Source organism: Microbacterium sp. SL62, from assembly GCF_026672635.1.
Lineage (GTDB): Bacteria > Actinomycetota > Actinomycetes > Actinomycetales > Microbacteriaceae > Microbacterium > Microbacterium testaceum_A.
The window spans coordinates 1,702,958-1,722,819 of sequence record NZ_JAPPRM010000001.1; the positions used below are offsets into that span (position 1 = coordinate 1,702,958).

15 protein-coding genes and 1 pseudogene are annotated in these 19,862 nt (G+C 71.8%); 8 read left to right on the forward strand and 8 right to left on the reverse strand.

From position 1 onward, the window contains the following. Window positions 1-174: 174 nt before the first annotated feature. From OVA26_RS08080 to OVA26_RS08110, 7 genes and pseudogenes are all read right to left on the reverse strand, one after another. On the reverse strand, window positions 175-3,522 hold the full coding sequence (locus OVA26_RS08080) for an ATP-binding protein (protein WP_268103743.1): 3,348 nt from the start codon (window positions 3,520-3,522) through the stop codon (window positions 175-177). After that, window positions 3,519-4,247 (reverse strand): DUF4194 domain-containing protein, encoded by a 729-nt coding sequence (locus OVA26_RS08085; protein ID WP_268103744.1) that lies wholly within the window; start codon window positions 4,245-4,247, stop codon window positions 3,519-3,521. Before OVA26_RS08085 ends, OVA26_RS08080 begins: the two co-directional genes overlap by 4 nt. After that, complete coding sequence (locus OVA26_RS08090; RefSeq protein WP_268103746.1) at window positions 4,219-5,745, reverse strand: DUF3375 domain-containing protein; 1,527 nt, start codon at window positions 5,743-5,745, stop codon at window positions 4,219-4,221. The genes OVA26_RS08085 and OVA26_RS08090 overlap by 29 nt, the downstream gene beginning before the upstream one ends. A 43-nt stretch (window positions 5,746-5,788) precedes the next feature. After that, entirely contained in the window at window positions 5,789-7,765 is a 1,977-nt protein-coding gene (locus tag OVA26_RS08095; RefSeq protein ID WP_268103747.1) for a glycosyltransferase family 39 protein, read from the reverse strand. A 91-nt stretch (window positions 7,766-7,856) separates the two neighbouring features. Beyond that, window positions 7,857-9,212, reverse strand: a pseudogene (locus OVA26_RS08100) (APC family permease); the annotation flags it as partial. A gap of 238 nt (window positions 9,213-9,450) precedes the next feature. Then, a complete protein-coding gene (locus OVA26_RS08105; RefSeq protein ID WP_268103748.1) occupies window positions 9,451-10,845 on the reverse strand; it encodes an aspartate aminotransferase family protein in 1,395 nt (464 codons plus the stop codon). Next, entirely contained in the window at window positions 10,842-11,312 is a 471-nt protein-coding gene (locus tag OVA26_RS08110) for an Lrp/AsnC family transcriptional regulator (protein WP_268103749.1), read from the reverse strand. Before OVA26_RS08110 ends, OVA26_RS08105 begins: the two co-directional genes overlap by 4 nt. A 145-nt stretch (window positions 11,313-11,457) precedes the next feature. On the opposite strand from OVA26_RS08110, the gene OVA26_RS08115 reads away from it, so the two are divergent. Then, window positions 11,458-13,137 (forward strand): cellulase family glycosylhydrolase, encoded by a 1,680-nt coding sequence (locus OVA26_RS08115; RefSeq protein WP_268103750.1) that lies wholly within the window; start codon window positions 11,458-11,460, stop codon window positions 13,135-13,137. Window positions 13,138-13,219: 82 nt separating this feature from the next. After that, a complete protein-coding gene (locus tag OVA26_RS08120) occupies window positions 13,220-15,232 on the forward strand; it encodes an ArnT family glycosyltransferase (protein WP_268103751.1) in 2,013 nt (670 codons plus the stop codon). A 36-nt stretch (window positions 15,233-15,268) separates the two neighbouring features. Here OVA26_RS08120 and OVA26_RS08125 read toward each other — a convergent pair whose 3' ends face one another. After that, on the reverse strand, window positions 15,269-16,060 hold the full coding sequence (locus tag OVA26_RS08125) for an alpha/beta fold hydrolase (RefSeq protein WP_144781980.1): 792 nt from the start codon (window positions 16,058-16,060) through the stop codon (window positions 15,269-15,271). A gap of 57 nt (window positions 16,061-16,117) precedes the next feature. Between OVA26_RS08125 and OVA26_RS08130 the strand changes: the two genes are divergently transcribed. The 6 genes from OVA26_RS08130 (at window position 16,118) to OVA26_RS08155 (ending at window position 19,858) form a co-directional block, all read left to right on the forward strand. Then, window positions 16,118-16,684, forward strand: coding sequence for a mismatch-specific DNA-glycosylase (locus OVA26_RS08130; RefSeq protein ID WP_268103752.1), 567 nt, complete (start codon window positions 16,118-16,120; stop codon window positions 16,682-16,684). Window positions 16,685-16,725: 41 nt separating this feature from the next. Further along, window positions 16,726-17,154 (forward strand): ribosomal maturation YjgA family protein, encoded by a 429-nt coding sequence (locus OVA26_RS08135; protein WP_268103753.1) that lies wholly within the window; start codon window positions 16,726-16,728, stop codon window positions 17,152-17,154. Window positions 17,155-17,209: 55 nt separating this feature from the next. Next, window positions 17,210-17,506, forward strand: coding sequence for a DUF1905 domain-containing protein (locus OVA26_RS08140; RefSeq protein ID WP_056227644.1), 297 nt, complete (start codon window positions 17,210-17,212; stop codon window positions 17,504-17,506). A 4-nt stretch (window positions 17,507-17,510) separates the two neighbouring features. Continuing rightward, window positions 17,511-17,996 (forward strand): prepilin peptidase, encoded by a 486-nt coding sequence (locus tag OVA26_RS08145; RefSeq protein ID WP_268103754.1) that lies wholly within the window; start codon window positions 17,511-17,513, stop codon window positions 17,994-17,996. Window positions 17,997-18,063: 67 nt separating this feature from the next. Further along, entirely contained in the window at window positions 18,064-19,134 is a 1,071-nt protein-coding gene (locus OVA26_RS08150) for a YhjD/YihY/BrkB family envelope integrity protein (RefSeq protein ID WP_056227652.1), read from the forward strand. Continuing rightward, window positions 19,127-19,858 (forward strand): NAD(P)H-hydrate epimerase, encoded by a 732-nt coding sequence (locus OVA26_RS08155; protein WP_268103755.1) that lies wholly within the window; start codon window positions 19,127-19,129, stop codon window positions 19,856-19,858. Before OVA26_RS08150 ends, OVA26_RS08155 begins: the two co-directional genes overlap by 8 nt. The last annotated feature ends 4 nt before the right edge of the window (window positions 19,859-19,862 follow it).

Here is a 19,862-nt window from a genome sequence, read left to right on the forward strand (position 1 = left end):
GCCCTTCGCCGTGCCCCTCGACACAGCGTAGAGACAGGCTCGGACATTCCCGAGGGCGGCATTTCCGCCGGAGCGATTCGTGCGCTCCGCGATCCGCGCACCCTCAGCCGCGAAGCCGCGAGCTCGACCGAGGATCTGCAATCCGCTGAGCTTGCGCCACGGGTCAGCCCGCTCTCACCCCGGCAGCGCCACCTTCGCCTTCGCCCACGAGCGCCCGCGGGTGTCCTTGAGGATGTCGTACTCGACGTCGACGTGCGGCTCGATCGCGCTGTACTTGTCGTTCGGTGCACCGATGACGAGCTGGAAGCCGAGGCCGCGCCAGGCGCCGATCGCGCGCTTGGTGAAGTGCGCGTCGGCCTTGATGAGCGCCTCGTCGAGGAAGACGGGGGCGTAGCGCGGGCGCTCCGATCCGGCGTCCCCGAGCTGGTAGCGCAGGGCCGCACCCACGATGAAGGCGATGAGCTCCTGCGATTCGCCGCCCGACTTCTCGCCGATGTGGTCGTAGAGCGCCACGTGCTCGCCCGTGTCGGCGCGGAAGCGCTCGGCGCTGACCCGCACGTGGTTGCGCACGTCGACGAGGTCGGCGAAGTCGGGGGCGGTGGGGCGGATGCGGTTGATCAACCGCGCCATGCGCCCGTACACGCCCTCGCGCTCCTCGTCGGTCGAGGCCGTGTCGATCGCCGCGCGAACGTCGCGCAGCTCGCGGCGGAAGCGCTTGCGCACCTCCGACTGGCTCTCGCGCGGCACGATCTGCAGGCGGTGCTCGTCGTCGTAGAACGGCAGGTCCTGCATGATGTCGTTGATCGGGGCGATGCGCTCGCGGATCTCGCGCAGGGCGCGCGTGAGCGCGGAGTCGAGGCTCGTGAGGTCGTTGCCCGACAGGCGCAGCAGCGAGTCGCGCCATTCGGCTTCGAGCTCGTGCAGGCCGCTGGCCTCGAGCTCGCTGAGGATCCGCTCGAAGTCGCCGAGCGCCTCATCGGGGTCGGCGAGCAGGTTGGGGCTCGGCCACCGGTCGGTGAACGCGGTCATCGTGCGGCGGAGGCTCTCCCGCTGGTCGCTCCACGTCTCCTGGGCCGCGCGCTGTTCCTCGAGCAGACGCTTCGACGCCGACTCGAGGGCGGCGTCGAACCGCGCGAGCCGCTGCGAGGGCGAGACGTCATCACCGGAGGGCGCCACGAACAGCCCGTCGAGGTACGCGACCTCGTCGGGGGTGAGCGTCATCTCGCGGTCCTCGGCCCGTTCGAGCAGGATCTGCGCGGCATCCACGTCGTCGGTGATCTCGGCCCAGCGCGCGGCGAGGGTCTGCTGCTCGGTCTTGGCTCCGCCGATCTCCTCGCGCAGGCGCGCGACGCGGGCCTTCGCGCCCGAGATCTGCTCCTGCAGCTCGGCGATACGGGGGTTTCCCGCGGTGACCTCGACGACGGTCTCGTTCCAGCGGTCGAGGTCGCGTTCGACGGATGCCACGTCGACCTGGTCCCAGGACAGGTCCGCGATCTTCTCGAGGGCGCCGCGCCGGTCGTCGAAGGCATCGAGGGCGGCGGCGGCCTCGTCGACCGCGGCCTTGGCGGCGGTGAGGTCGCGCCGGACGGTGACGATCTGCTCGCCGAGCTCGGTGAGGCGCACGCGGGACGAGAAACCGAGGATGCTCTGCCGCGCCGAGCCGCCGTGGGCGCCGCGGGCGCCCTGGCTCGTCTGGCCCGAGATCGTGAGCGCCATGCGGTGCTGTGAGAGCTCCGACGCGGCATCCACGCAGACGAACGCGAACTGCTGCTCGAGGCGGTCTTGCAGCCAGCCGGTGAAGGGCGAGGAGCGGAACTCCATGCGTCCGGGCAGGGTCGCCGGGTCCAGCGCCCCGCGCTCGGGGAGGTCGGTAGGAACACCCTCGAACCGGAGGCGCTCCGAGAGTCGCACGCCGTCGATCGCGGCGCGGAACGCAGAGAGGTGCGCGGCGTCGACGAGCAGCGTCGTCGCGAATCCGCCCAGGGCGAGGGTGAACGCCCCGCGCCACGGCTCGAACTCGGTGCGCACGTCGACGAGCTCGGCCACGAAGGGCAGCTCGGCGGCGGTGAGCCCCGCGGCCTCGGCCAGCGCCTCGCGCGCCTCGTGCAGACGCGGGGGAATGTTGTCGTCGCGGGTCTGCGTCCGCCGGTGCTCGGCCTCGAGGGCGGCGAGCTGCTGGCGCAGATCGGTGTGCCGGCTGCTGGCGGCGACGAAGGCGTCGCGCACCGCGCTCTTGGCATCCGTGTCGGCGAGGGTGCGCCGCGCTTCGGTGACGAGGGCTGCGAACTGCTTCTCGGTGGTGACCTCGACCGAGAGCACGGCGAGGGCCGCCTCGAACCGTTCGCGGTCGCGCTGCATGCCCGCGAGGCGCCGCTCGAGGGTCCGCAGCTCGCGCTGCGCCGCGTCGAGCCGGTCGCCGCCCGCCGCGCGCAGCACGTCGCCCAGTGCCTCGCGTTCGGCCTCTGCCGCGTCGGCGAGGGCCTGGCGTTCGCGCACGAGCGCGTCGGTGGCGTGCGTGCGGTCGCGCAGCTCGGCCTCGACCGCTTCGAGCAGGTCGACCCGTCGCTGCGCGCGCCAGAGCGAGGCGCGCGATTCGGGGTCGCCGAAGCGCCCGAGCGCGTCGATCAGGCGCAGGCGCTCGGCGGCGTCGTCGATGCGCGTCTTCATGCCGCGGATCGGTTGCAGGGCTCGCACCTGCTGGCGGGCCTCGAGCATGCGCGTGCGCGTCGACTCGAGCCCGTCGAAGTGCGTGACGACCGCGTCGGCCACGGCGAGCGTTTCGGGCTCTTCGAGCACCATGCGCTTGTAGAGGTCGTCGACGGTGGTGATCTGCTGACCGGCCTGGATGCGCGCGAGCAGGCTCATCGCCTTCGAGCCCGCTCCCGCCGCGCCGATGCCGAGCACGGCATGCAGCCGCGCTGAGAACTCGCGGTCGGTCGCGAGGGTGTCGAGGCCCGCCGCCCGCACGGCCGAGTCGGAGAGGTGGCTCTGCGCCGCGCGCTCGAGCTGGCGCAGGTCGAACGCCCCGTGCACGGTCGCGCGCACCTTGACGGCGTCGTCGAGCGTGCGGGCGGCGGCGGGGAAGTACCAGGCCCGCACCGCCGTGAAGCGCGCGCCGTCGTGGTCGGCCCAGGTCATGCCGATCGCGGTCCACGTGTCGACCCCGTCGCCGCGCAGCACCCGCACTTTGGTGCCCTCGTCGGTGCGCGACTCGTCGAGCTTGCCGCGGCCGTACGAGAGGATGTTGCGCTGCTCCTGGCCGCGCGGGCGACCCACGACCGCGCCGTTCGAGGCGCCGTTGAAGGGGGTCGTGTGCGGCATCATCAGCGCGACGTACGCGTCCATGAGCGTGGACTTGCCCGATCCCGATCCGCCGCACAGCAGCGTCGCGGTCGGCGCGAAGCGCACGCGGTGCGTGCCGTCGTATCCGCCCCAGTTGATCAGCTGCAGGTCTTCGGCGACCCACTGCTGCCCGCGGGAGGCCGCCGGGATCAGCCCGAACAGCGTCTCGAGCATGGTCATGCGCGCTCCTCCTCGAGGATTCCGGATGCCACGGTCTCGGCGTCATCGATCAGGGACGCCGGGGTGTCGGCATCCCGTGTCTGCTCCTCCAACCACCGCTGCAGATCGCGGAGCACCTCGGCGCTGAGCACGATCTCGATGAGCGGCCCGATGCGGTAGCGCCCCTCGGACTCCTCTTCGATGATGCCCTCGCGGTCGAGGCGCGCGATTGCGGTGCGGACGGCCCGCTGCTGGCTCGCGCGGGTGCCGTCGGTCTCGCTGAAGTAGGTGAGCACGGTCTGCTCGACTTCTTCGACGTCGACGCGGGCGGATGCCGTGCCCGCGGTCGTCTCGCGCTGGAAGACCGTGCGTAGGTAGACGAGCACCAGCGTCTCGGCGCGCGAGTACGCCTCGTCCTTCAACAGGATCGGCACGTCGACGTCGTCGCTGCGCACCTGCTCCTTGTAGGCGACGCCGCGGGCGTGGTCGACGACGAGGCGCACGAACAGGTCGTTCAGGCGCGATTCGATCATCTGCTGGTGCTCGAGCAGCAGCTTCCACTCGGCGGGCGAGTTGTCGGCCACGAGGAAGCGCCGCTGAAGGATCCGCACCAGCACGCGCCGCACGTCGGCGTCGAGCGTGCCGCGGTCGCCCGCGAACAGCGCGTCGGGGTCGTTCTCCATCGCCACCGGGGCGATGAAGGCGGGGGTGTCCGTGTCAGGGGCGGACGGGTCGATGTCCGTCATCGGCATCCGTTTCTGTGGCAGTCGGGGGTTCCGCGTCCGAGACGCGGGAGGGCGCGGCGGAGACCCCGCCGAAGGCGAAGCGCCGGGTGGTGCCGTCGGGGCGGACGGCCTCGACGATCGAGACGTCGTCGGTCTCGACCAGGCCCTCGCGGTGGACGATCTCGAGCAGGCCGACGAGGTCGACCGGGCGCCGGGTCTCGGCATCCGCTCCGGCGAAGGCCGTCGCGAGGTCGAAGCCCCCGGGAAGCGTGGCCAGGTACGCCTCGAGCTCGGCGTAGTGCGGGCCGCCCCACGCGCGCGTGTCGGCGTCGACGAACTCGACGTCGGGGTCTCCGGATGCCAACGGCTCCGGCGCCCCGGGAGGACGCACGTCGCTGAGCGAGCGGCGCAGGTGCCCGATGTCGGCGAGGGGCAGGGTGCGCACCGGTTCGACGCGGCCGGGGGAGCGGGTCTGGCTCCACCGGTGCAGGCCCGCCATGACCGAGCGCAGCAGGTCGTCGACCTGTCGGTCGCGGATCGGGTCGTGCGTGCGCACCTGCGCGGTGATGACGTGCGAGGCGCGTCGCTGGGCGGTCAGCACCTCCTGCACGCCGGCCTCGACGCGCCTGGCGATCGCGTCGAGCTCTCCGCGCTGCTCGGGGGTCATCAGACGCGAGAACGGCTGGGTGAGCACGGCGTGCAGCTGGTCGGTGAGGTCGTCGATGTTCTCGGGGTCGCCGATCAGGCGCAGCGCTCCCTGGAACGCCCGGCCCTCGGGGGTCGCCTGCATCACCTGACGGCCGCGCTCGAGGTACTCGCGCAGCACCTCGCCGGTGGGGCGCACGTCACGACGGAGTTCGGCCACGACGTCGCGCTGCATCGCGGCGATGGACTCGGCCACGCGCGAGAAATCGGCGGGCAGTTCGCGCGCGAGGTGGATGACGTTCTCGGCCTCTTCGAGCAGGTGGTCGTCGTCGAGCGGTTCGACGACGCCGTCGTCGAGCGCCGCGATCTCGGCATCCAGAGCCGCCCGTTCCTCGAGCAGGGCCTCTCGGCGCCGCGCGGGATCGCTCTCGGCGTCGCGTGCGAGGCGGTCGACGGCGTCGAGCAGCGTCCGCACGCGCGAGCGCGAGACCCGGGCCCGGCCGCCGCCGGCGCGACCGGCGATCTCGAGGGCGCCGACGGCGTGCGCCGACAGGCGGTAGACCTCGACGTCGTCTTCGATCTGCAGGCCGAGCCAGCCCACGCGCACCCACCCGCGGCAGATCTCGCGCGCGGTACCGGCGGGGATGCGGCGGTCGTCGTCGGTGTCGATGCCGGCGGCGCGCAGGTCGTCGATCGCCTCGGCGACCTCGACGTGCGCGTCGGCGACGGCGACGGCGGGGCGGTCGGGGGTGAACACGACCGACAGCACCGCGACGACGAACGGGGCGAAGCGCCCGTGCAGCAGATCGAGCGTCGGGTTCTTGAACGCCGTCACCGAGCGCAGGTACGCGGCTTCGGTTCGGGTGCTGCTCACTGGCTGAAGTCTACCGGCGGCGTGGCGGGCGCCGTGGCGGTCGTCACCGGGACGTGCACTCGTAGAGGGTCGCTCCGGTCACCTTGTTGACCTCGCCGCCTTCCTTCGCTTGGCTGAAGTCCCAGTCATCGACCTCGTGGCATCCGGGCCCCGTCGCCACCCGTCGCACCGGATCGCCCTCGGGAGCCCCGGATGCCACGACGAAGAGCCGCGCGCGGCCGCTGCGGACCATCTGGTCGAGCTCCTCCGTCGTGAAGACCGGGACGTGTCCGCTGTAGCCGCCGTCGGTGAGGACGCTCGCGCCGGTGGCGTCGATGACCTGCGACGACAGCGCCCACGAGTCGGTCACGAAGAGGGGCCGCCCGTTCGCGCCGCCGCCGTGCTCACGCGCTGACTGCACGATCTGCGCGACGGCGGGGCTCATCTGCGGGGTTCCGCCCCACGGCGACGGTGACGACGCGGTGAAGGTCTCGTCGGGGTGGCCGCCGCGCGCGGTGACGCCCACGTACGCGTCGCCTCCGCTGCCGTCGCGCGCATCGTCGAGCACCTGCAGACTCGCCGCCACGGGGAGGCACAGCAGAGCGACGGCGAGAGCGGCGGGGGCGACGCGGCCCACGCGGGGGAGCGTGGACGGCGGCGACAGGGCGGCGACAGCGCCGATCCCGAGTCCGACCGCCCCCACTGCCACGGCGGGGATGAGCAACACCTCGGGGAGACGGGCCTCGGCGATGAGGACGGCCCACCAGATCGACTGGATGACGACGACGGCCGGAAGGACGACCCGCACGCTCGTCCGCGCGGAACGGAGCAGCCGCACTCCTTCGACCCACGCGATGACGACGAGCAGCACCATCGGAACGCCGAGAGCCGCCACGTAGGCGGTGTGCGGAACGTGAGCGAAGGTGAGCACGGCCGCGGCCGTCGCGAACCACACCGCGGCGACGACCACGAGGGGGAAGCGCGTCGCGGACACCCGAGCGAGAGGACGCCCCCGCCGGGGCCGGTGACGCCAGATGCCGAGGGCGATCCCCGCGAGCGCCGCGGGGTACAGCCACCCGATCTGGGTGACCAGGGGCAACTCGAGCAGTTTCGTGAGCGTCGGCGACCCGCCGGAGCTCGTGGGGGCGTGCGCGGTCAGGGCGTGGCCGATCGCGGCGAGGGTCGCGCCGAACCCGCCCACCGAGGTCGGGGCGCCGACCGAGCCGGGAACGGCCCCCGGCACGAAGCGATCCAGGCCGTTGTACCCGAACACCATCGCGAAGACGTCGTCGTTCGTGGAGCCGTCCACGTAGGGACGGGCGCCGGCGGGAATCAGCGCGACGACCGTGATCCACGCGACGGATGCTACGACGGCGGCGCCCGTGAGAGCCCCGGCGCGCACCAGGCCGCGACGCCATCCCTCGGTCGCCGCCAGCGTGCCCGCGACGAGGGCGGGCAGCAGGAACCACGCGGCCATCATCTTCGCCTGGAAACCCACGCCGACGAAGAGAGCGCACAGGACCAGCGGCCACCAGGTCGAGGTGAGGATCGCGCGCTGCCACCACACCAGGGCGACCGCGAGGGCCATCGTGAGCAGTCCGTCCTCCATCGGATGGGCGAACATCGATACGAAGATGGGGGTCGATGCGGCGGCGGCCGCCGCGACGAGGCCCGCGCCCCGGCCGCCCCACCGCAGCGCCAGCACGGCGCACGCGACGACGGTCACCGCGCCCTCGACGACCTGCGGCAGGGCGATCGCCGAGATCGACATCCCGAACAGGCGGATGCTCAGCGCCTGGGGCACGGCGAAGCCGCTGAGCTTGTCGAGGGTGACGGTGGCATCCGGATCGAAGGCGCCGAAGAACAGGGCGTGCCACGACTGCGACATCGACCGCGCGGACGCCTCGTAGAACGAGAAGTCCCCGCCGCGCGCGAGATTCCAGCAGGTGAGCACGACGAATCCCGCGACGATCAGCGTCAGCGAGATCCGGGCCCACCAGGGTTCGCGCCACCAGCGCGCGAGAGGGACGGGAGAGGTCACGACGCTCAGAATCCCCCGGCGATAACGGGAGCGGGTATCAGTCGCCTATGTCGCCGCTGTGGGTGGATGACGCACCCACAGCGGCGACCGGTCAGACCTCGGAACGCGGCCCGGCGACGGTCTTCGACACGCCCGTGACCGGCTGGTTCTCGTCGAACGAGGCGATGGGTCGGCGGAACCCGCGCGTCAGGACGACGAGGTACACCACCCCGATGCCCGTCCAGATCAGACCGCCCACGAGGGCGTGCATGTCGAGGTTGACCCACAGCAGACCGGTGAGCAGCATGCCGATCGCGGGCATGACGATGTAGCGCGCGATGTCGGCCGGGGTCTTTCGGAGCCCCTTGCGGACGGCGAACCAGGCGATCACCGAGATGTTGACGAAGGTGAACGCCACCAGGGCGCCGTAGTTGATGTACGCCGCGATCTGCTCGAGGGTGAACGAGATCGCGAAGAGACTCACGAGGCCGACGATGACGATCGACAGCGTCGGGGTGTGGGTGCGGGGGTTGATGTAGCCGAAGACTTTGCGCGGGAGCACGTTGTTGCGTCCCATCACCATGAGCATGCGCGACACCGAGGCGTGCGACGCCAACCACGACGCGAGGGTCGCGGCGAACCCGGCGGCGGTCAGCACCGCCTGCAGGACCGGTCCGCCGACCTGCACGCCGATCTCGGGCAGAGTGCTGTCTTCGATCGCCTCCTGCGGGAAGGCCGTCGCGTCGGGGAAGCGCAGCTGGGTCACGTACGAGGCGATCAGGAAGATCAGGCCGCCGACCACCAGGGTGAGGAGGATCGCGCGCGGCATGATCTTGGGCGTCTTCGCCTCTTCGGAGTACATCGACACCGCATCGAACCCGATGAACGAGAAGCACACGACCGTGGCTCCGGCCAGAACCGCGCCGAACTGCACGTCGCTGTGGGCGAAGGGGGCGATCGACACCGGAGTCCCGGCCCCCGCCCCGCCGACCAGCTGCACCACGACCATGACGACGAACACGGTCATCACGAGGATCGAGAACACGAGGAGGATCATGTTCACGTTCGAGGTGCCGCGCATGGTCAGGTAGATGACCCCGGTCACACCCGCGGTGAAGACGACGACCCAGATCCAGCCCGGGACGTCGGGGAACAATGCCTCCATGTAGCTGCGGAGGATGAGGGCGTTCACCATCGGCAGCAGCATGTAGTCGATGAGGGCCGTCCAGCCCACCACGAAGCCGACGCCGGGGTGGATGGACTCGCGCGCGTAGGTGTACGCGGAGCCGGCGCTCGGGATGACGCGGACCATCTTGCCGTAGCTGACGGCGGTGAAGACGAGGACGACGAGGGCCACGGCGTACGCGGCCGGGACAACGTTGTTCGTCTTGTCGGCGACGAGACCGAACGTGTCGAAGACGACGGTCGGGGTCATGTACCCCAGACCCAGACCGACGATCGACCAGAGGCCGAGGGTGCGGGCGAGCGTGGCGCCGGAGTTCGCCGTGGGGGCGGCGGCGCGGGTGTTCTCGTTCGTGGCTCCTCCTGGAGGGTGCGGATCGCGCTCGGGTGCGCGATCGGGATGGTGTCGGGTACAGCATCGTGAGCACCGCTCAGGGGTGGGAGCGGGATGGAGACCGCCCGGCGAGCGCGGCTCGCGGGCGGGGGAGGGATGCCGGCATCGGTCGCGCCGGCATCCCGTGAGGTCAGAGTCGGGTCCAGGCCTCCTGCAGCACCGAGCGCAGGATCTGCTCGATCTCGTCGAACTCGGTCGGTCCGAGGGTGAGGGGAGGGGCGAGCTGGATGACCGGGTCGCCGCGGTCGTCCGCTCGGCAGTACAGGCCGGCGTCGAAGAGGGCCTTGGACAAGAAGCCCCGCAGCAGCCGCTCGGACTCGTCGTCGTCGAAGGTCTCTTTCGTGGTCTTGTCCTTCACCAGCTCGATGCCGAAGAAGTAGCCGTCGCCGCGGACGTCACCGACGATCGGCAGGTCGAGGAGGCGCTCGAGGGTCGAGCGGAAGACCGGGGAGTTGCGGCGGACGTTCTCGAGCAGGCCCTCTTCTTCGAAGACGTCGAGGTTCTCCAGTGCCACCGCCGCCGAGACGGGGTGACCGCCGAAGGTGTAGCCGTGGGGGAACGACGCGTCGCCGTGGGCGAAGGGTTCGTAGAGGCGGTCGCTCACGATGGTGCCGCCGAGGGGGGAGTATCCGCTCGTCACCGCCTTGGCGAACGTGATCATGTCGGGCTGGTAGTCGTAGGCCGAGGCGCCGAAGTAGTGGCCGAGCCGGCCGAACGCGCAGATGACCTCGTCGGAGACGAGCAGCACGTCGTACGTGTCGCAGATCTCGCGGACTCGCTGGAAGTAGCCGGCCGGGGCGGGGAAGCACCCACCGGCGTTCTGCACGGGCTCGAGGAAGACCGCGGCGACGGTCTCGGGTCCCTCGAACTGGATCATCTGCTCGATGCGGTCGGCGGCCCACACGCCGAACTCCTCGGGGGTGCCCCCGCCGAAGCCGGACTCGGCGGCCCGGTAGTAGTTGGTGTTGGGAACACGGAAGCCGCCCGGGGTGACCGGCTCGAACATGTGCTTCATGACCGGTAGGCCCGTGATCGCCAGGGCCCCCTGCGTGGTGCCGTGGTAGGCGATCGCCCGCGAGATGACCTTGTGCTTCGAGGGCTTGCCCTGGATCTTCCAGTACTGCTTCGCGAGCTTGAACGCCGTCTCGACCGCCTCTCCGCCGCCGGTGGAGAAGAAGACGTGGTTCAGGTCGCCCGGGGCGAGGTCGGCCAGGCGCTCGGCCAGTTCGATCGCGGCCGGGTGCGCGTAGGACCACAGCGGGAAGAACGCCAGCTGCTCGGCCTGCTTCGCGGCTGCCTGGGCGATGCGGCGACGTCCGTGACCCGCGTTGACCACGAACAGGCCCGCGAGTCCGTCGATGTACTTCTTACCCGCGGCATCCCAGATGTGATGGCCCTCGCCCTTGACGATGATCGGGACGCCGGGTCCCTCGGTCATCGTGGACTGGCGCGAGAAGTGCATCCAGAGGTGATCGCGGGCCTTCGCCTGGAGGTCGGTGTTGAGGTCGGTTTCGAAAAGCGTCATCGCGTTCCCCAGTTGTAGAGCTGACGGTGGAGCTTGAGGTAGACGAAGGTCTCGGTCGAGACGACGTCGGGCAGCGACCGGATGCGGTCGTTCAGCAGGTCGATGAGGTCGTCGTCGCTCTCGCAGACGACCTCGACGAGCAGGTCGAAGGAGCCGGCGGTAGACACCACGTAGGTGACCCCGGGCAGCGTCGTCATCTGCCCCGCCACGACGCGGGTGTCGCCCGAGACCCGCACGCCGATCATGGCCTGGCGAGCGAAGCCGAGCTGGAGGGGGTCGGTGACGGCGACGATCTGCAGGATGCCGGCGTCCTGCAGTTTCTGCACCCGCTGGCGCGTGGCGGTCTCGCTCAGGCCGACGGCCTTGCCGATCTCGGCGTAGGGGCGGCGTCCGTCTTCCTGCAGCTGCTCGACGATGGCCTTCGAGACGGCGTCGAGAGCGGGGCTGCGTTCGGTCGCGAGAGTCATGATGGGCGACGGTATCAGCGCGATATCGCCCAGATCAATGATGATCTCGACATTTACGACGCCGTAACGAAGCGGAAACCGTTGTCCTTGCGCCGGTGTCGCGGGAGGGGCGTCTGCCCCCAGTACGATGACCGCGGGGGTGCCGATGTCCGCGAAACGCACGAACTGGTCGTCCACGCGTCGCGTGCTGCACCGCGCGGCGGCGCTCGTCGCGGGCGCGACCCTGGCCGCCGCGGGCGCGATCGCCGCTCCGGCCGCCTCGGCTGCGACCTCGCTGCCCGGGTGGCTGTCGACCCAGGGGTCGACGATCGTGACGGCATCCGGGGCCCCCTTCACCATCAAGGCCACGGCCTGGTTCGGGATGGAGACCTCGAACTGCGCCCCGCACGGCCTGTGGTCGATCGCGCTCGACGACGGCCTCTCCGCGATCGCGGGCATGGGGTTCAACACCATCCGGTTGCCCTTCTCGAACGAGTGCCTCGCAGCGAAGGCCTCGAACTCGATCAACGGCGCGGTCAACCCCGGACTGGTGTCGCTCACACCGCTGCAGTTGATGGATACGGTCATCGCCCGAGCGAAGGCGCACGGGTTGTCGGTCATCCTCGATCGCCACCGCCCGGACTCGGCGGCGCAGAGCGAGCTCTGGTACACGGGTCAGTACAGCGAACAACGCTGGATCGACGACTGGACGATGCTCGCCGCCCGTTACAAGAACGAGTCCGCGGTGATCGGCGTCGACCTGCACAACGAACCCCACGGCGGCGCGTGCTGGAACTGCGGCGACCCCGCCCGCGATTGGCGCGCGGCGGCAACGCGCGCCGGCGATGCCGTGCTCGGGGTCAACCCCCGCCTGCTGATCATCGTCGAGGGCGTGGAGCGACAGAACGACGGCTCGAACACCTGGTGGGGCGGCGGTCTGAAAGACGCCGGGGCCGCGCCCGTGACCCTCGCCGTGAAGAACCGCGTGGTCTACTCGCCGCACGACTACCCCGCCAGCGTCTACGCGCAGCCCTGGTTCTCGGCATCCGGGTATCCCGCCAATCTCGAGGCGGTGTGGGATGCCAACTGGGGTTACCTCGTGCGCAAGAACATCGCGCCCGTGCTCCTCGGCGAGTTCGGCACGAAGCTCGAGACAGCGAGCGACCGGGCCTGGCTCGACGCGCTCGTGGCGTACCTGGCCAAGACGAAGACCAGCTACGCGTACTGGTCGTTCAACCCGAACAGCGGCGACACCGGCGGGCTGGTCGCCGACGACTGGCGCACTCCGCAGAAGGCCAAGCTGGCCGCGCTCGCACCAATCCTGACCCCGGTCGCGGCGCCCGCTCCGCAGCCGGCCCCGGTCCCCTCGACCCCGGCCCCGACGACAACGCCCCGGCCGAGCGTCACACCGACACCGACACCGAAACCGACATCCACACCGACGGCGACCCCCAAGCCGCCCACCCCGTCCCCGAAACCCTCGGTATCGGTGCCGTCGAGCCCCGCACCCACCCCGAAGCCGGGCGCCGGGACGGCCCCGGGAGCTTCGGCCGGCATCACCGCGACCTGGGTCCCGCAGAGCACCTGGGGCGAGGGGTACGTCGCCGAGCTCACCGTCACGGCGACGGGTCCCGTCACGACGTGGTCGGTCTCGTTCGACGCCGCCGGAACCACCGCGGTGTCGAACGCGTGGGGCATGACCTGCTCGGTCGCGGTCGGGCGCGTGACGTGCACGGGAGCCGACTGGGCGGCGACCCTCGCTCCCGGGCAGACGGTGAGGGTCGGGCTGCAGGCCGTCGCCACGCGGGCACCGTCGCCTGCGAAGCTCACCCTGTCGGCATCCTGATCCACGCCCGGCGAGAGCATCCATCGCTGGCGCATAGGTTCCGTAAGGCTGCGGTGAGGGAAGCGCTGCCTACGATTCGGCGGTGACCGCTGCTTCTCCTCCCGCCCCCACGCCGACTCTTCCGCTGACGGCGGGCCTCCGACGACCCCGCGGATGGACCGTCGGTCTCGTCCTCATCGGGCTCGGCGCGCTGGTCCTCACCGGCTGGCAGGTGTGGGCGGGGGCGCCGAGCGAGTACTACGCCTCGATCGCGCTGTCGATGAGCCGCTCGTGGTCGAACTTCTTCTTCGGCGCCGTGGACCCTGCGGGCACCGTCACCCTCGACAAGATCCCGGGCTCGTTCTGGATCCCGGCCCTCTTCGTCCGGGGCTTCGGGTACTCCGCCTGGGCGGTGATCCTGCCCAACTCCCTCGCCGCCGTCGCCGCCGCCCTCGTCACCGCCGTCACCGCCCGCCGCCTGGCGGGGGAGCGTGCCGGACTCATCGCCGGGAGCGTCGCGGCCGTCACGCCGATCCTCGTCGCGGTGGCCCGCTCGAACCAGCCCGAGACCTTCTTCGTCCTCGGCCTCTCCCTCACCGCGTGGGCGGCGGTGCGCGCCGTGCAGGCACGGAGCCTGGGATGGCTGATCGCTGCGGGAGCGCTGATCGGCCTGTCGTTCCAGTTCTACGAGCTCGAGGCGTGGGCGGTGTGGCCGGCCCTGGCGCTGGCGTACCTCTTCACCCGGCAGTCCTGGGCCCGACGACTCGGTCACCTCGCCCTGGCCGGAGCGGTGAGCCTCGTGGCATCCCTGTGGTGGGTGGCGATCGTCTCGATGATCCCCGCCGGGAGTCGGCCCTACATCGGCAGCACCCTGTCGAACAACCCGTGGGAGATGGTGTTCGGGTACAACGGCCTCGGTCGCTTCTCGGCCACGGCCGACAGCGCGGCCTACGAGTCGTTCACCCCTCCCTTCTCGGGCGAGCCCGGCGTGCTGCGCCTGTTCAACGCCCAGCTCGCGGGCCAGGTGGCGTGGCTCATCCCCGCGGCGATCGTCGGGATCATCGTCCTGTGGGTGCTGCGGTTCTCGCGCCCGCTCACGGTGCTGCTGACCGTGTGGCTCGCGACCTTCGCCGCGATGTTCTCGACCGTCGCCGGAATGCACCAGTTCTACACCGCGGCCCTCGCGGTCCCGCTGGCACTCGTCGTGGGGACGGCGCTCGCCGCGGCGCATCGGGCGGGCAGGGTCTGGCCGCAGATCGCGATCGTCGCTGTCGCGGGGTCGACCGCCCTGGGGATCGGCCTGGCGACGGGCGGGTACAGCGTGCCGGTCTCGATCGCGCAGGGCGTCGCGGCGGTCGTCGCGATCGTGCTGCTCTCGACGCGGCACCGCGGGCGCGCGGTGACGACGGTCGCGCTGATGATCGGGTTGCTCCTCACCCCGGCCGTGTGGTCGGCCGTGACCATCGCCCACCCCAGTTCGATCAACCCGGTCGCGGGCGGGGCCGCCGAGTCCGCGGGCTTCGGCGGTCGCGGTTTCGGGGGAGCGGATTTCGCCGGCGGGATGCCGACCGGGGGGCGCGGCAGCCAGGGGTTCGGCGCGGCGCCCGGCGGGGGAGCGGCGCCCGGATCCGGGCAGAGCGCCGGGCAGGGCGCGGGTCGCGGTACCGGTGCCGCGCCGGGCGGATCGTCGTCGGGACGCACGCGCGGGGCGGCGGGCGGGGCGCCAACCGGCTTCGGCGGAGGCGGCTTCGGCGCGGGCGGCACGGACGACAGCGCCCTCGTCTCCTGGCTGCAGGCCCGCAGCGCGCGGTCGACCTACCTGGCGGCGACCTTCGGGGCGCAGTCGGCGGCGCAGCTGATCCTGGCCTCGGACGGTGGCTCATTCCTGCCCATCGGCGGCTTCAACGGCACCGACGACGTGCCGACGCTCGACGCCTTCACCGCGCTGGTCGACTCGGGCCAGGTGCGCTACGTCATCGGCGGGGATCAACGGGGAGGGGGCACGTCCCTGGGGGCCGCGTCGACGACCACCGCCTCGTCGCAGATCCGCACCTGGGTCACCCAGCACTGCGCGACCGACAGCTCGGCCCCCACGACCGTCTACGACTGCGGCTGACCGGTTCGCTCGGGCGGAGCATTCGGTCCGCGTGACTCAGCGGCCGAGGAACTCCATGCCCGCCTCGCGGAACGCCCGTGCACCGGGGGCGTTGACGTGGTGCCGCCCCGGGATGTCGGCGAACTCGCCGCGGGGGAGGAGCCCTGCCAGGTGCTGCGACTGGTCGTGGATGGGGTCGTCCGTGCCCGTCGCGATCAGCACGGGTTGCTGCGGCGGCGTCGAGGGGTCGGGGTCGGTCTCGCCGAGGCGCATGCCCTCGGCGATCGCGACGAGGGCGCGCAGGTCGTTGCCGGGCACGCGTTCGGCGAGCGAGACGTAGCGCTGGGTCGTGGCATCCTGAACGGGCTCACCGTGGTCCAGGAAGGCGCGGGCCTGATCGACCTGCAGGCGCGCGAGCGGACGACCGTCGGGAATGCCGCCGAGCACGGCCCGTTCGACGTGTTCGGGGGCGTCGACGGCGAGCTGCCAGCCGACCCGCCCGCCGAGCGAGTAGCCGAGATAGCGGACCTGGTCGAGCAGGTACGTGTCGAGCACGGCGACGAGGTCGGACACGAGGGTGGGCATGGTGTACGACGCGGCGTCGTGGGGCTTCTCGCTCGCCCCGTGACCGCGCTGGTCCACGGCGATCACGCGGTAGCCGGCGCGCAGCAGGTCGCGCACCCAGCCGGTGTTGACCCAGTTGTCGCGCGTGCTCGAACCGAAGCCGTGCACGCACAGCACGGGGTCGGCCTCGACGTCGCCCCACGAGTAGGTGGCCAGGCGCACGTTGTCGCCGACGATGACGAATTGCGCGGGGGGAACCTCGGTGAGGGCGGGCACGGCATCCATTCCTCCGATCCTGGCAGACGCCCAGGGTCGACTCGAGGTAGTGGTCATAGTGGTCTCATGGGATATACGCGCGCCGAACTCGAGTCGTTCCGGGATGCCACGCGGCCCGACCTCGTCGAGCCGGGCGTGCGCCTGCTCTTCGTCGGCATCAATCCGGGCCTGTGGACCGCCGCGACAGGGACGCCGTTCGCGCGGCCGGGGAATCGCTTCTGGCCCGCGCTGGTGACCGCCGGGATCCTCCCGCGACTGCCCGCGTACTCCGAGCCCCTCGGCGACGAGGACCGCCGGATGATCTTCGACGCCGGGGTGGGGGTGTCGAACCTCGTCGCCCGGGCGACGGCGCGCGCCGACGAGCTCTCGCGCGAAGAGCTGCGCTCGGGGGCTGCGGCTCTCGTCGAGCGGGTCGCCGCGTGGCGGCCCCGCGCCGTCGCAGTTGTCGGCCTGACAGCGTACCGCCAGGGGTTCCAGCGGCCCCGCGCGACCGCGGGACGGCAGGAGGAGGCGATCGCCGACGTGCCCACCTGGGTGCTGCCCAACCCCAGTGGCCTCAACGCGCACGACACCGTGGATTCGCTTGCTCGGGCCTACGCGGACCCGGCGCGCGCGGCGGGAGTGATCCGCTGAGGGCGGTCGGCCGCGGCGCGCAGGCATGCCACGATGACAAGATGCCGCTTACCCGCCGTCGTTTGATCGCCCTCCTCGCCCTGGCGGTGGTCGTGGCGGCGGGGCTCGTCGTGCACCTCGTGCTCCCGTCCAGCGCCGCGGCGGACATCGCGGGCGATGCGCTGTACACGGTCGCGGTCTACGCCGGGCTCGTGGTCGTGTTCCCCCGCCTGCGGCCGCTGGTCGTCGCCCTCGTCGCCGGGGGATGGAGCGTGGCCGTCGAGCTCTTCCAGGCGACCGGGGTCCCCGCCGACCTCGCGGAGCGGTTCCGGCCCGTCGCGCTCATGCTCGGCACGGGATTCGACGCGCGCGACCTCGTCGTCTACGCGTGCGCGGCCGTCGTCGCCGGCGCGACGGATGCCGCGACGGGGCGCGCCCTCCGTCGCGAGACGCGACGCACCGGGGCTCCTCCCCAGGGGAGAAGCGCCTGAGTCGGTGGCCGGCCGGGGGTATCGTGACCTGCTCGGGCGAGGGAGGGCATCGGCGATGAGAGTGCGGTTCGAGGGCGACGTCTACCGGTGGGAGGCACGCAGCGACAGCGACTGGTACTTCGTCGCCCTGCCCCCCGATCTCAGCGCCGAGATCCGCGAGACGCAGACCTTCCGACGCGGATTCGGCGGCGTCCGCGTCGACGCCACGATCGGCGGCTCCACCTTCCGCACCTCGATCTTCCCGCAGACGGGAGGCGTCTACGTCCTGCCTCTCAAACGCGCGGTGCGCGACGCCGAGGGGATCGATCCCGGGGCGATCGTGCGCGTCGACCTCTTCGTGCTCGACGCCTGAGCACGTGCCGGTGCTGCTCGGTCTCGCCGCCGGAGTGTTCGCCGCCGCGAGCCTCACCCTCGTCGTGACAGACCTGCGCTCTCACCGTCTTCCCGATGCCGTCGTCCTCCCGGCCGCGGTGCTGGTGGGAGCGCTGCTGACGGCCGAGGCGGCGCGGATCGGCGACCCGGGGCGTGCGCTCGGCGTGATCGGGGGCGCCGCGGCCGCCTTCGCCGTCGCCCTGACCCTGCATCTCGCCCGCCCCGCGGCGTTCGGCGGGGGAGACGTCAAGCTCGCCGCCCTCGTCGGGACGCCGCTCGGATGGTTTGGGCCCGAGGCCGTGGCATCCGGTCTGCTCCTCTCGCTCGTGCTCGGCGGTGTCGCCGCGGGGGGAGTGCTGCTCGCAGGCGACCGGCGCGCAGAGATCGCGTACGGGCCCTGGCTGCTGCTGGGCACGTGGCTGCGGATGGCGGTCGGGTACGGCGAGGCGAGAGGGATGCCGCCGGGCTGAGCTGTCGCTGCGCACCCGCGCGGTCAACCCCGCACGACGCATTCGCGCGCGCCGCTAGCCTGGCGCCATGGCCGACCTCATCCGTCGCGTCACGGCGTGGGCCCTGCGGCTCCGTCTCGTGCGCGCCTTCCTCGTCTATTCGGGGGCGCGCGGCCCCATGCTGGCCGACAGCGTGACCTACCGCACGCTGTTCAGTCTGTTCGCCGCGGTGCTGCTGGGCTTCTCGTTCGCGACCGTCTGGCTCGCGGGCAATCCGGAGGGGATCGCCGCCCTCGAGCGTTCCGTGAACAGCGTGGTCCCGGGCCTGGTCGGGCCCGACGGGCTGCTGAAGGTCAGCGACATCAAGGCCCCGCCGGAGTTCACGGTCGCGGGGATCATCGCAATCCTCGGTCTGGTCGGCGCCGCCATCGGCGCGATCGGGTCGCTGCGCTCCGCTCTGCGACAGATCGCCGGCGTCGCCACCGACGACACGCTTCCGATCCTGGTGATCCTGCGCAATCTCGCCGTCGCCGTCGGCATCGGCGTCGCCCTCGTCGGGGCGGCCGTCGTCACCTTCCTCGCCACGGCGGGGCTCACGTTCGTGCGCGAGCTGCTGGGCATCTCCGCCGACTCGTGGGTCACGGCGGTGCTGACCTGGCTGCTCTCGACCGTCGTCGTCCTCGTGCTCGATACCGCGGCCGTCGCCGTGGCGTTTGCGGCACTGTCGGGCGTCAAGACCCGTCGCCGCACCCTGTTGCGCGGTGCCCTGCTCGGCGGTGTCGGGCTGGTCGTCCTGCAGCAGCTGTCGGGGCTGTTCGTCGGCGGAGCGGGCAACAACCCCCTGCTGGCGACGTTCGCCTCGCTCATCGCCCTGCTGCTGTGGCTGAACCTCTCGAGCCAGGTGATCCTCATCGCGGGGGCGTACATCACCGTCGCGACCGAGGAGGACCAGGACCGCGTGCGTGCGAAGTACGGCGCGTCGACGATGATCCAGTTCCGCGTCCGTCGCGCCGAGAAGGCCGTGCGTGCCGCCACCGGCGAGCTCGAGGCAGCCCGGGCCGCCGAGGCCAAGGAACGCGAGACGCTCGCGAAGAACGACCCCGCCGCCGCCGACCGCGAGGACCGCGCCGAGGTGCGCGCGGGCTCCCGCGATGAGTGAGAGCGCGGGCGGAGTGCTGGCTGCGGGCGAGCGCATCTCGGCGTACAGCGCCGACGCGGTCCGCGCGGCCGAGAAGCCGCTCCTCGCCGAGGGGCGACCGCTCATGCGGCGGGCCGCCGCGGCCCTGGCCGACATCGTCGCGCTCCGTCTCGCCGATCGGCCGGGGGCGGTCCTGGTCCTCGCCGGGGCGGGCGACAACGGGGGAGACGCCCTCTACGCCGCGGCCGACCTGTGCGCCGTCGTCGATCGCGTCGACATCGTGCTCGTGCGCGACCGCGTCCACCGGGCCGCCCTCGACACGGCCGTGGCCGCGGGCGCGCGCGTGCGATCCGCCTCGGACGTCTGCGAGGCGATGGGTGGATACGTGCTCGTGCTCGACGGCATCCTGGGCATCGGACGTTTGGCGGACCGCCGCCTGCGCGGGGGAGCACGCGCCCTCGTCGAGTGCGTGCGGGCCCAGGAGCAGCGACCGCTGGTGGTCGCGGTCGATCTGCCGAGCGGTCTGGACCCCGACGACGGCACGGCGGATTCCGCGGTGCTCGCCGCCGATCTGACCGTGACGTTCGGAGCGCTCAAGGCGGGCCTCGTACGGGGTCGCGGCCCCGAGCTCGCCGGGCGCGTGCACCTGGTCGATCTCGGGCTGGAGCCCTACCTGAAGCTCGCGCATCCCGCGGTCACCGCTCCGGTCGACGTCGTGCGGGTCACCCCGCGCGATGGCGCGTGAACGG

Bases quoted from the DNA above. Each gene is read 5' to 3' on its own strand.
- OVA26_RS08105 (WP_268103748.1), bottom strand. From the start codon at position 10,845: ATGACGCTTTTCGAAACCGACCTCAACACCGACCTCCAGGCGAAGGCC.
- OVA26_RS08130 (WP_268103752.1), top strand. From the start codon at position 16,118: ATGGGATATACGCGCGCCGAACTCGAGTCGTTCCGGGATGCCACGCGG.
- OVA26_RS08085 (WP_268103744.1), bottom strand. From the start codon at position 4,247: ATGACGGACATCGACCCGTCCGCCCCTGACACGGACACCCCCGCCTTC.
- OVA26_RS08110 (WP_268103749.1), bottom strand. From the start codon at position 11,312: ATGACTCTCGCGACCGAACGCAGCCCCGCTCTCGACGCCGTCTCGAAG.
- OVA26_RS08135 (WP_268103753.1), top strand. From the start codon at position 16,726: ATGCCGCTTACCCGCCGTCGTTTGATCGCCCTCCTCGCCCTGGCGGTG.
- OVA26_RS08150 (WP_056227652.1), top strand. From the start codon at position 18,064: ATGGCCGACCTCATCCGTCGCGTCACGGCGTGGGCCCTGCGGCTCCGT.
- OVA26_RS08140 (WP_056227644.1), top strand. From the start codon at position 17,210: ATGAGAGTGCGGTTCGAGGGCGACGTCTACCGGTGGGAGGCACGCAGC.
- OVA26_RS08080 (WP_268103743.1), bottom strand. From the start codon at position 3,522: ATGACCATGCTCGAGACGCTGTTCGGGCTGATCCCGGCGGCCTCCCGC.
- OVA26_RS08125 (WP_144781980.1), bottom strand. From the start codon at position 16,060: ATGGATGCCGTGCCCGCCCTCACCGAGGTTCCCCCCGCGCAATTCGTC.
- OVA26_RS08155 (WP_268103755.1), top strand. From the start codon at position 19,127: ATGAGTGAGAGCGCGGGCGGAGTGCTGGCTGCGGGCGAGCGCATCTCG.
- OVA26_RS08115 (WP_268103750.1), top strand. From the start codon at position 11,458: ATGTCCGCGAAACGCACGAACTGGTCGTCCACGCGTCGCGTGCTGCAC.